The 12086-nt window shown below is 36.7% G+C and carries 12 protein-coding genes; 7 read left to right on the top strand and 5 right to left on the bottom strand.

Annotation, left to right across the window (positions count from 1 at the left end):
- Nucleotide 1: 1 nt before the first annotated feature.
- The 6 genes from JO943_RS02345 (at nucleotide 2) to JO943_RS02320 (ending at nucleotide 5699) form a co-directional block, all read left to right on the top strand.
- The gene (locus JO943_RS02345) at nucleotides 2-874 is read left to right on the top strand and encodes an MBL fold metallo-hydrolase (RefSeq protein WP_202739884.1); all 873 of its coding nucleotides are present in this window, start codon (nucleotides 2-4) and stop codon (nucleotides 872-874) included.
- Nucleotides 875-1064: 190 nt separating this feature from the next.
- Complete coding sequence (locus tag JO943_RS02340) at nucleotides 1065-1763, top strand: histidine phosphatase family protein (RefSeq protein ID WP_202739883.1); 699 nt, start codon at nucleotides 1065-1067, stop codon at nucleotides 1761-1763.
- A gap of 187 nt (nucleotides 1764-1950) precedes the next feature.
- Nucleotides 1951-3048: an LLM class flavin-dependent oxidoreductase gene (locus JO943_RS02335; protein WP_202739882.1), complete on the top strand. Its 1098-nt coding sequence runs from the start codon at nucleotides 1951-1953 to the stop codon at nucleotides 3046-3048.
- Between the two features lie 172 nt (nucleotides 3049-3220).
- A complete protein-coding gene (locus JO943_RS02330; protein WP_005230671.1) occupies nucleotides 3221-3481 on the top strand; it encodes a hypothetical protein in 261 nt (86 codons plus the stop codon).
- Nucleotides 3482-3734: 253 nt separating this feature from the next.
- On the top strand, nucleotides 3735-4184 hold the full coding sequence (locus JO943_RS02325) for a hypothetical protein (RefSeq protein ID WP_202739881.1): 450 nt from the start codon (nucleotides 3735-3737) through the stop codon (nucleotides 4182-4184).
- A gap of 402 nt (nucleotides 4185-4586) precedes the next feature.
- Nucleotides 4587-5699: an OmpW/AlkL family protein gene (locus tag JO943_RS02320; RefSeq protein WP_202739880.1), complete on the top strand. Its 1113-nt coding sequence runs from the start codon at nucleotides 4587-4589 to the stop codon at nucleotides 5697-5699.
- A 107-nt stretch (nucleotides 5700-5806) separates the two neighbouring features.
- Here the strand turns inward: JO943_RS02320 and JO943_RS02315 are convergent, their stop codons facing one another.
- The 5 genes from JO943_RS02315 to JO943_RS02295 form a co-directional block, all read right to left on the bottom strand.
- On the bottom strand, nucleotides 5807-6400 hold the full coding sequence (locus tag JO943_RS02315) for an undecaprenyl-diphosphatase (protein ID WP_032869521.1): 594 nt from the start codon (nucleotides 6398-6400) through the stop codon (nucleotides 5807-5809).
- A 272-nt stretch (nucleotides 6401-6672) separates the two neighbouring features.
- The gene (locus tag JO943_RS02310; protein WP_202739879.1) at nucleotides 6673-7494 is read right to left on the bottom strand and encodes a hypothetical protein; all 822 of its coding nucleotides are present in this window, start codon (nucleotides 7492-7494) and stop codon (nucleotides 6673-6675) included.
- 6 nt (nucleotides 7495-7500) lie between these two features.
- A complete protein-coding gene (locus tag JO943_RS02305) occupies nucleotides 7501-7908 on the bottom strand; it encodes a hypothetical protein (RefSeq protein WP_202739878.1) in 408 nt (135 codons plus the stop codon).
- A gap of 253 nt (nucleotides 7909-8161) precedes the next feature.
- A complete protein-coding gene (locus JO943_RS02300; protein ID WP_227554500.1) occupies nucleotides 8162-8398 on the bottom strand; it encodes a hypothetical protein in 237 nt (78 codons plus the stop codon).
- 167 nt (nucleotides 8399-8565) lie between these two features.
- A complete protein-coding gene (locus JO943_RS02295; RefSeq protein WP_202739877.1) occupies nucleotides 8566-9366 on the bottom strand; it encodes a hypothetical protein in 801 nt (266 codons plus the stop codon).
- Nucleotides 9367-9831: 465 nt separating this feature from the next.
- Here JO943_RS02295 and JO943_RS02290 point away from each other — a divergent pair, with 465 nt between their 5' ends.
- Entirely contained in the window at nucleotides 9832-12015 is a 2184-nt protein-coding gene (locus JO943_RS02290; RefSeq protein WP_376746135.1) for a TonB-dependent siderophore receptor, read from the top strand.
- Nucleotides 12016-12086 lie beyond the last annotated feature (71 nt).

Below are 12086 nucleotides of genomic sequence, written 5' to 3'. Positions count from 1 at the left end.
AATGTCAAATCCATTAGTAAAAGCTTTTTTTGATAACGATAGTCATACCTTTAGCTATGTTGTGACTGATCCAGAAACTCTCCATTGTGCAATTATCGATAGTGTACTGGATTATGATGCAGCTTCTGCGACAACTTCTACTACACATGCGGATGAAATCATTGGGTATATTCAAAATAATAGCTTAAAAATAGAATGGATACTGGAAACGCACGTACATGCGGACCATTTAACCGCTTCGCAATATTTAAAGTCACAACTTGGTGGAAAGATTGCCATGAGTGAGAAAATTGCAGTGGTTCAGGAGACTTTCAGTGCGATCTATCATCTTGATATAAAGTATTTTAATTCCAAACAAATATTTGATCATCTATTTAAGGATAATGAATCTTTCAAGATCGGGCAGTTAGAAGCATACAATATTCCAACGCCAGGTCATACACCGGCATGCTTGAGCTATGTGATAGGAGATGCCGTTTTTATCGGTGATACCCTGTTCATGCCTGATTATGGTACAGCACGTTGTGATTTCCCTAAAGGCAGTGCAGACCAGTTATTTGATTCGATACAAAAACTTTATCAATTACCTGAACAGACCCGGGTTTTTCTTTGTCATGACTATAAACCAGAAGGGCGCGAAGAATATATTTGCGAAACCAGTATTCAAGCACAAAAACAGTCCAATATTCATTTAAATGCCAACACCCGGAAACAGGAGTTTGTGCGTAAGCGGCAGGAGCGTGATGCAACTTTATCGATGCCCAAGCTAATTTTACCTGCGATTCAGATCAACATGGATGCAGGGCGTTTTCCTGAACCAGAAGCCAATGGAATTCGTTATTTAAAACTTCCTTTAAATTATTTCAAATCCTGATGCATTGAAACTGTGGCAAAGTATTGCCATCTTGATATTTAGACTCAAAATAGCCTAAGCAAGTATAAAGATTTAAAAAGCAGCACAAGCAATCGTCAATGAAAAACAAAACAAAAATTTTGTACTTTATGAAAAGGCTATGTTAAAACTAGCTCTTATTTTGGAACTCGTAGCAGTTAGGATATAAAAAATGACCACCATCTATTTAGTCAGACATGGCCAGGCTTCATTTGGCAAAACTAATTATGATGAGCTGTCAGAAAATGGTGAAGCACAAGCCAAACTTTTGGGTCAATATTTTAAGAATATTTTTACTGAACAGCCTTTTATCGTCTCAGGCAGTATGAAACGTCACCAGCAAACCACACAAATCTCTTTGCGCGAATTTTTTCCTGAAGCGTTGTATAAAACAGATGGTTTATGGAATGAGTTTAATCATCAGCAGGTCTTTTCATTGTATGAACCGAGATTTTCCCAGCCAGAAGTATTAAAGCAGGATATCTTTAAAGAGGTCGACCCTAGAGCTTATCTGGCACAAATCTTTGATAAGGCGATTGAGCGCTGGGCTGATGAAGCGTTTCATCATGAATACGATGAATCATGGCCTATTTTTAAAACCAGAGTAGATCAGGCCTTACAGAATTTATGTATAGAATTGGCAGAACAGCAGCCTAAAGAAGCGATCGTATATACGTCTGGTGGTGTAATTTCTGTGATTATCGGAAAATTACTTGAGCTAAGTGTACAGCGTACTTTTGCACTCAGCTGGTCGATTGCCAATACGAGTGTGACAACATTAAAATTGAATAATGGTCAACTTCAACTCATCAGCATGAATGAACATCAATTTATTAAATCAAAAAATCCGGACTTGTTAACCTGGCTCTAAACAAGAGCTAGGTATCATATTAATTCTGTATTTAAGGTAATCATCATCAGAAGCAATAGAAAGACTAGGGCACTGAGAAAAAATATATTTCACATAATTTAAAAATTTTAAATACTTGCTCAGCTATAATTTTTACTTGATAAACAAAGAATCTAATTTATTCATTTATATTAAAAAAGGAAAAAATATGTCTCAACATAACTTTAATTTATCTAATCATTTTAAATTGGGTATTTTTGCCTTTAACTGTTCAGGTGGTCTCACTGCTTCTATGCTGGAAGATGGCTGGGATGCCAGTTGGGCCAAAAATCTGGAACTGGCACAAATGGCGGATGAAGCCGGGATTGATTTTCTTTTATCCGCTGCGCGATTTATCGGACACGGCGGCAAAAAGGACTTTCATGGTACCGTGCTGGAAACTGTGACCTGGACTTCAGCTTTATTAGCCAAAACCAATAATATTCATGTATTTGCGACATTACATACGGTACTAAATCATCCCGTCGTAGTCGCTAAGCAAATTTCGACCATGGCCCAAATCAGCGGAAATCGGGTTGGATTGAATATCGTGGCTGGTTGGGATAAACCAGAATACGATGCAATGGGATTGCAATTACCCGATGATCATGCGACCCGATATGAGTATGCCGATGAGTGGTGCGAACTGGTTAAAAAAATCTGGCACAGTTCTGAGCCATTTAACTGGGATGGAAAATTCTTTCAAACCAAAGGAACCTATGGCAAGCCGAATCTGATACCGGCCCCACCGTTATTTAATGCAGCAGGTTCGAAAGAGGGCCGAGAGTTTGCAGTTAAAAATTCAGATTTTTTGTTCACTCCTGCATCCGATCTTGAACGTTCCGTGATGGAAATTAAACAGCTTCAGAAAGAAGCCGAAGCACTTGATAGAAATATTAAAGTATTAACTTTTTCCCATGTGATTTGTCGTCCTACTAAAGAAGAAGCGCAAGCGGAATGGGATCGACAATTGAATAATGCCGATGAAGCTGCGGTACAACATTTAATTGATACTTTATTCGCATTTTGTAAATCGTTTCCACCTGACTTATTTGAAGGTCTGCGCCAACGAATCGTAGTGGGCCACGGCGGTTACCCGCTGGTAGGGACACCAGAGCAGGTTGCGAACGGATTAATTTCTTTACAACAAACGGGTTTCTCAGGCAGTACCTTATCGTTTTTAAACTATACGCAGGAATTTCCATATTTTAGGGATCAGGTTATGCCAATTTTAAAAGAAAAAGGACTGCTTCGAGCAGCTTGCTGATTTCTGGAGGGACTGGATAGTCTTTGTAGGTAAAGACTATTCAAACGTTAAATACTACTCTTTGTTTAATTTATTTCTATATCAAAAAACAAGCAATTGAATGATTTCTAAGCTTGTTTTTTGATTTTTTATGTTATAAAAATATCTCAATTATTCAACTTGAGAATAAAAAATGTCTGAACAAAAATATCATTGGTACTTGATTGGTTATACTTTTAATGATGCAAGCCATAACGGTAATACCAGAAGTTTCAACATTCAGCTGCCCTTAGAGTCATTTCTGCCGCCTGTATCCAAAACAAAGCTGAATGAACTGAATGCGATTGGAGCCGAATGGATTAAAAAAAGTGATCCTTCAACCCAACCTGTGAACTTGTTTGCCATGTCAATTTGTTATCTGGGGGAGATGACTCAAACTCAGTTTAATGCTTGAATCCTCTAAAATCCATTTTAAATACCCTCTTAATATAGAGGGTATTTTGAAAATATAATAATCTTGTAATATATTCAAATAGTTAACGATTAGATAAGAAGTTTCTATGGGAAGAAAAATGCAATGACAAAGTTAAATACACTCTGTTATCCCACTTTCTATTATTTAAAAAAATAAATCAACTTTATATATTTTTTTAATGACTTCATCTTAGCCTTTTGATAAATTACCTGCATAATAAAGGGGTGTTTCTATGACAAGAATTTTAATTACTTCAATGCTACTGGCTTTGAGTTTTAATGTAACAGCGAATACTGATGATGAGTTAAAAGAACTCGGGATTATCGGGCAAGATTTTAAGTTTATAGACCTTGAACGAGCGACAGAGTATTTTAAAAAATCTACTGAGAACCATTCAAATTCAATAGGTTATAAATCAAACGAGTTGGTGAAAATAACCTCATCTTCAACTACACCATACTATTCCTCAGTCACATTTAGTCCAGCTGCCGACATCTCGGAAACTGAAGAAAAAGATTTGGCTGATTTTATAAGTACCAAGGATAGTTATCAGGTCTGGTGTAAAGAGCTATACAATGCGAAGTATATGGGTGTTAATGATCATAAAGTTGAAGTGTCTTATAAAAATAAAATCGGAGAAACCTTGGGTAGCGTTACTTTGAATAATGAAACTTGTAGATAATATTTTTATTGCTAAGTTAACTTTATGAATAAAATAAATATTTTTGACTTAACATAAAAAAGAATTGAGTTAGTTTTGTTTTTCATCAGAATGTAGTGCGTCTTAATAAAAGATAAATAAAGCATTGCAGTTAAAAATAGAATAACTTCATGATAGTTATTTTATTAGATTAAATGAGACCAGTCACTTATGGCTGGTTTTTTTATTGCTTTAAGAAAGTTGAGACTGGTCTTAAATTTGAAAACTCTGACACCTGATTTTGCATATTTCATCACAGAAAAAAGATGATTAGTCACCTTTTGTCAGCAAGTAAAATTTATTGTTTGATAAAAAAATATTTATGGTTATATTCAAAAAACATATTACTAAATCAGGTAATGTGGAATTTCAGGAAGAAATAAAATGAAAAAAACAGCAACAAAAATTGTAATCGCATCCACTTTAATAAGCTTAACCAACTTAACTTACGCTCAGGAATTTAAACGGTTCTCCGTGTCTGCAGGTTGGTTACATGTTATGCCTCAAGGAAAGGCGAATCCTTTTAATATTCATATCAATGTTAAAAATGGGACTGTGTCTGAAGTTGGCAGTATTTCTACAGCTAGCTTCTTAAATTCAGTTGATCCTAATGCAATCGGAACAGACTTGGGAGGTGAAAAGTTTAATCAGAAAGAATTTCTAGAAATGGCTTTAAATGAACCCGCCTTGGTGGCGATATTGACTGATGGGAAAGGTAATATTCTGCCAGAAGTTGCTGGTACTGCTAATATTTATGGATTAGAAAACTGGCAACAAAATGATGCAGGTCTTGAGGTTGATGATGTCGATACTTTAGGGCTGATGTTTAATTACTACTTGAATGATAAAGTTTCCCTACAACTCATTGGTGGTGTTCCGCCAAAAGTTGATATTAAAGGAAAGGGTGAAATTTCTGCACCTTTGAGCGGATTAGCTGTTTCGCCCAATGAGATCGTCAAGATATTATTCCCGGATGGTATTACCTTAGGTCAATCTATTCCCATAACAAATTTAGGAAATAAATCTAAAGCTGCGACAGTTCGTGCATGGACACCTGCAATTGAAGCCCAATATCAATTTGGTACAAGTGGAGTAGATAAGTTTAGACCCTATGTGGGTGCTGGTCTGATGTATGCACATTTTAACCAGATTAAGCTAAATGAAGGAATTAGGTCTGATTTGATCTCAGCTGGTCATATGATCCAAAATGTATTGGATGGGAAAGGTGGCGCTGCTTTAGATCGAAAAGTATCAAGTGGTGATATGGCAGTTAAAGTAGATGCGGATGATGCAATTGCACCTATTGTTTCCGTTGGCTTTACTTATGATTTTAATGAATCCTGGTATGGCGTAGGCTCAGTTTCATATGCAAAATTGAATAACAAAACCACGATTGATGTCATCAACAAAAATACGGGTAGTAAATTAATACACGCCACAACCAAGATTGATATCGATCCGCTGATTACTTATGTTGGGGTCGGTTATCGATTCTAGAAATTAAAAAAATCAGGTCAAAAGCCATGAAAGCCCTCGACAGAGGGCTTTTTGTTTAATATCGGTTGAGGGCATAAAAAACGATAGATTTTTTAGCTTTAATATTATTAACGAATATATCCATTTTTTAATAATTTTGAGAAAGCTAAATTGTATAGGTGTATGAGCGGATTAACGATATATTGTCCATACGATTTCCACAATGGCATGCCTAAGAGATTAAGTAAAAATGCGATGGTAAATGCGCCAAGCATATCCAGAGGAAAATGTACGCCTAAGTAAATTCTAGACCATGCAACTAACCAGGCCAGGCCTAAAAATATTAAACCGACAGCTCTTTTTGAAAATAACAGTGAAAAAGCAATCGTACTAAAAAAGAGCATATGACTACTCGGAAATGATCCACTTGGTGCATGGTCAATCAGTGTTCTTCCCACTTCCATGACAAAAGGGCGTGGAGAGTAGAAATAGCCAGAAATTATTTTGCCAATAACAAATGCCAATAGGGTAAAAAAAGTTGCTTTTATAATTTGTTTTTTTACATTGAGGCCGCCTTTAAACCAGCAGATAAGAAAAAAGAGAACCACGATATAAAACAAGTCATTTGCTATGAATATAGCCGTTTTAATCGTCCAGTCAGAAGCCACTTCCGGGGCATTTAATGAATGAAATAAACTTAAATTTAAACGCTCTAAAGACATACAATTCACCTAAACAAAACTGGAAAAGTATATCAATTTCGGGGGCTCACTTCGGAAGAGGATTGCTGTGTCTTTGTTAAAAACCGAAATTAGCATGAACGGTCATAGCACTATTTTGATCAGTGTAGTTTCGCCCTGACTCTAAGGAATGAATGAGAGATGAGGCTACTACTATAAATTAGAATGATGCCAAGGTGAGGCTACTACTATAAATTAGAATGATGCCAAGGTTTAGCCAGTGGCATCATTGATAGGATTTAACTTTTGACGGATCAAGGTTGGGTTAAAGTCGTCAGGATAGTTTCGACCTGATTGCGAGAGAGGTTCAGTGTCGATAACGAATAGTATCTATCTTTATAATTGAAGTGAACGTTGTAGATATCGGCATTATTATCTGTCTTTAGTGTTTCTATCGTCATTGGAACATTGTTGATGTTATAGTTCAGACTTTCTTTGTACACCTCAACAATCGAACTATTATTAGGATTCAGGTACATTTCAGTAATTTCCAACTTCTGTTCTCCTTGACCCTCATACAGGCGATACAAAGAGTTGTATTTACCTTCATTAATTGCCCCAGAATACCATTTACCAGTCAGATCCATACCGGGCAATAAATTATCTGTATTGGTTGGTACAAAGTCTAAAGCTTTCTCTTGCTTTAACGCTGCTCTTTTCTTATCGAGATGAGAAAATTCATGCGTAATTTTACCGCCGCTGAAACTGCCATAACGGTTTAAGTTATCAAATTCTTTAGCAAGGGCTTCTTTCTGACTTTTCGGTAAATTTGATTCAGCAAGGGTGATATACAAAACACCATCCGGGTATCTCTGACGTAGAGATTTCAAATCCCGCTCAAAAGATAAAATTGAAGAACGTGTCGAAGGAAGTGCTTGAGTGTTAACTACAGTCTCTCGATCATGATTTAAGCTTTTCATTTCTGTCGAAGCAGTATTTTCCGAAGATATGGCGTCTTGTTTACCATTCCCTAATCTTTGGGTTTCTACAACGCTTTGAGACTGGATAAATAGCACAATAGCTACAAGAGCCACAATGATGAATGCAAGGATCAGAAAAGTTTTTTGTTTATTCATAATATCTTATAAAATTTGACCAATTTTGCCGTTACAGTCTTTTGCTGATGTATATTGTGAAACAGCGCGACCACTGTCTAGAGTTTCATAATGCGTTCCCGAAACATTCCAGAATCTGTTATCTGTTGTTAGGTCTACAAAACCCGCTCTTACCCGATAGCCGTCCGGATTGCTTGAGTGATCGTTACGGATATTCCCGTTAGTTGCTTTTTGATCCGTCTTGGCATACATATTTTTATGTTTACCTGTTAAGGCATCATAAGAAATGGATTCGTTGTACCAGCTATAACCAATTTTTGGAACATAGAATTTACAGTTGCCTCGACTAAATGTTTCGGCAGGAACGGTAGCGGAAAATACACAGGGCGTTGCTACAATTAAGCAGGTTAAAAGAAGTAGGTTTTTTAAAACCATTTATTTTACCTATAATTTATGACGTGATAGAAGGCTTATACTGAATATTGTTTTCCAATTCATCTTATATATTTTTATAAAATGTAAATAAATAAAGTTTTAGAAAATTTTATTAGACCTATTATTTTTATAATACATTGAAAAATATAATAAAACATGTTTTTTTGCTAATCGTGTTTTATTATATCTAATCGCTGAATATTTTTAATTTTTTATGTGAATAGTAGAGTAATTACTTTAAATAATGACTGAATCATGCAGAGAAGGGGAAGCCAGCATAAACAGCGGAGTACCAGTGAAACAGATACATCACGATAAAATAAACAGGAAAAAACCATAACAACTTTTTCCGTTTACTGGTCCAGTATTTATAGCCGTATATCGCACCCAACAGCGGGGAAAGCAACAGCACGGTAAAATATACATAATGAAAGACACTCACGCCATGATCAAGCGGGTAAAACCGCTTGGTCAGTTGAAAGTAAGTCATTTCAGCACATGCTGACAGTATAAATGCGATAACTATGCCTAAGATTGCAAATAAAAATCTCATGGTTTCGCCTTAAAACGTTAGGTAGAGAGTGGACTTCGAAAAAATGAACTTAATCGCTCAAGTTCAAATTTTCGAATATCATTAAAAATGAAAAGAATCAAAGTTTAATTTAATAGTTTGCTGAGTAAGATATTCTTTTCGCTATCAAATCGGGGTATTTCTGCGATATCTCGAGGTAAATAACTTATCTTGCAGTCTTCCATCAATTCATCAGGGATTTCATCCCATTGTGCAAAGGGCTTAGAAGAGATTTTTTCGAAAATGCTGGCTGTAACTTCCTGATTAATTTTATATTCTGTGTTGACCAGACTTTTGGCTTTTCCAATGCTTAAGCCATCCTGAAATCTTTCAACAATTTTTTCGGCCTCAGTGCCCAAAGCGCTACAATATCCCGCCCATTCATCTTCAAGTAAAGTGGGCGTTTTATTGATAAATTCAGCGATTTCTTTTCCTTGCGCATTATAAAAACGCAGTATCTCTCCTTCAAGGCTATAACTTCGTGTTTGTTCAATGACTTTCTGAAATTCCTCAGCAACGCTATAGCTTGCTATCGCTTTGACTTTATGAAAGTTAATAGAATTAAAATGTACTTTTCTGCCATCCCGTATCATTGAAGCAGTGTAATGGTAGGGGTGGGCATAACCCATAATACTTTCCGATCCGATATCAACGCCAATTGTTGGCGCAGGTGCCTGGTTTGTATCCACCATTAAAGATCCTAATTTTTTTAATTGAAATTGATGATTACATAATGAATAGGCTGAATCAGAACATAGTTCATAATTTTCCTCCTCTGTCAGTTCTGCTGCTGTGAGAGGCTGATAGGCTTGCAATAGTTCTGTATCTTTTGTTGAACAGCCGAATAGGGTGGTAAAACATAATAATGGAATGAAAAGTTTGGTCATTAGAATCAAGTGATACAAATATTTTAAAGGCGCAAATCATAGGATTCTTCTTTACCCTCTAAATGAGAAATATTTTCATTTTTTGTAATCAGAAATAGAGTTCAATCGTAGATATTGTTCATTTTCGTAATTCATATAATTTAAAGTTATGATTTTATTGATAAACCAACACTTTAAAATTAACTTCTTCCTTCTGACTCTAAGACTTCAAAAATATTACTTAATCGCTGACTAGGCTCTATTGGATACGTATGAGGTCTTATAAGTATGCGATGGCTGCTAAAGCCTAGGTTAAGCCATTGTATTTTACTCCTCAACTAAATAAATAATAATCATTATTAACTATTGATTGATAACAATTATCATTCATGTTAATTTTTGTTCCGAAATTTTGCTGCTGTGTAACAAGGAATAAAGCAGCAACAAGGATCTCGTACAGCACATTGGTTATTATGGAATTTTCTTATGTACAACTCTCCCTTTAGAAAAGCCTTCAAATTACATCCTTTAACATTTTCTATCGCCTTGGCCATCCCATCTATTGTATTTGCAGAGCCCGTCAATGAAACAACCACCTTGGCGACAATTAAAGTACAAGCACAACAACAAAATCCTGCCATAACAGAGGGATCTGAAAGCTATACGGCGAAAAGTACCAGCACGGCAACAAAACTAAATTTATCACTGCGTGATACGCCACAATCAGTCAAGGTCTTTACCCGAGAGTATCTGGATGATCGTAATATCAATTCTTTTCAGGCATTAACCAATAATATTACTGGCGTTTCAACTTCCCGTACTGATGAACGCCAGTCTGTATTCGCACGTGGTTTTCAGGTGGATTATTATCTAATTGATGGGATGCCGAGTACAACCAATTTAGGCACAGGCGACCTCGATCTCGATATTTATGACCGGATTGAAGTGGTCAAAGGCTCGAGTGGACTGATGACAGGAGCAGGTAATCCTGCAATGGCATTAAATATGGTGCGCAAACATGCCAATGCCAAAGAATTGACAGGTAACTTCAGTACCTCACTTGGTTCGTGGAATCAGTGGAGTAGCACGGCCGATGTTTCTGCACCGCTTAATGCTGACGGTTCATTACGTGGCCGTGTGTTTGTCAAACATTCTGATGAAAAATCTTTTATGGATTTTTATGAGAAAGAACGGAACGTATTTTATGGTGCTGTTGATTATGACTTCAGTGATAAAACCAGCATGTCATTGGGAGCAACCTATCAGGAATTAAATCGTGATGGAATTCGTTGGGGGGGCACACCTGCATTTTATAACGATGGAACACGCACCAATTTTTCAAGAAGCCTTACCGTCACGGCGCCTTGGACGCATTGGGATGTGAATACCACCGCTGTATTTGCTAATTTAAAACAAAATTTGTTCAATGATGTTAATTTCAATATCGCCTATACCTTCCGGAAAGAAGATACCGATTCTTTATTGTTATATACCGGTGGAAAAGTTGATAAAGCCACCAAAACCAGTCCATTAAAAAATGCAGATGGTAAAACCGACAATGTTTCAGTGTACGGGGCAGAAGCGACCAATGAAGAGAACAATATCGATGTTTTTATCAATGCGCCGTTCGAGGTATTTAACCGCCCGCAAGAGATCATCATTGGAGGTTCCTGGAATAAAAATGAAAAAACCAAAGACATTTTTGGCGGATCGAATGCAAAAAGTGAAATTGAAAAATATTTAGGTGGACCGCTTGATTATAACAATATGACACAAGCGCTACTTCGGCCTGTTATTCTGGATGGCAAAAATGCATTGAATGAAACGACGCAAACAGCAGCTTACGTCGCAGGTAAATTTCAAATCCTTGATGCCTTAAAAATTATTGCTGGGGCTCGTTTATCGAACTGGGAATATAAATCTGAAAATGGTGTGGGCAATCGCGAGTTTAATAACGAGTTTACGCCGTATATTGGCGCAATCTACGATTTCGCACGTGATCACTCTGTCTATGCGAGCTATACCGAAATTTTTAAACCTCAAAACCGTAAAGACGTCAATGATCAGTATCTAGATCCAAGTTATGGCAAGAATTACGAAATGGGAATTAAAAGTGAATGGTTCAGTGGACGCTTAAACACGGCATTATCAATATTCCAGATTGAGCAAGCTAACTTTGCAGAAGCAATACCAGGTGAATTTGTGATTCGTAATGGCGTACATACAAACGAGCAGGCTTATCGTGGAGTAGATGGTGTTGAAAGCAAAGGCTTTGAGTTTGAAGCGGATGGTGAAATCAATGACAATTGGGGAGTTAACTTCGGCATTGCTAACTTCGAAGCCAAAGATGCCAAAGGAGTAAAGGTCAATACTACCAACTCTCGGACTACGTCTAACCTGTTTTTAAAATATAAGTTAGATCAATGGAGTGCAGGCTTAGGCTTAAATTATAAGAGTAAATATTATACTGGAACCGGTAGCACACGTATTGAGCAAGATGCCTACGTGCTTGCGAGTGCCATGCTCGGCTATCAGGTCGATAAAAATATTAAATTTCAATTGAATGTCGATAACCTATTTGATGAGAAGTACTATGATGGTATTGGTGCCAATACCATGAACTGGGCAGCACCTCGCAGTGCCACCGTCAGCGTACGTTATAACTTCTAACTCTCCAAATCATTGCACTTTTAAAGCCCTCAATAGAGGGCTTTTTCATGTCACTCAGTTAAATTTAACTT

The organism is Acinetobacter sp. 'aerobic (ED)' (assembly GCF_904886855.1).
Classification (GTDB): domain Bacteria; phylum Pseudomonadota; class Gammaproteobacteria; order Pseudomonadales; family Moraxellaceae; genus Acinetobacter; species Acinetobacter courvalinii.
This window is presented reverse-complemented; position numbering and strand designations above follow the sequence as displayed.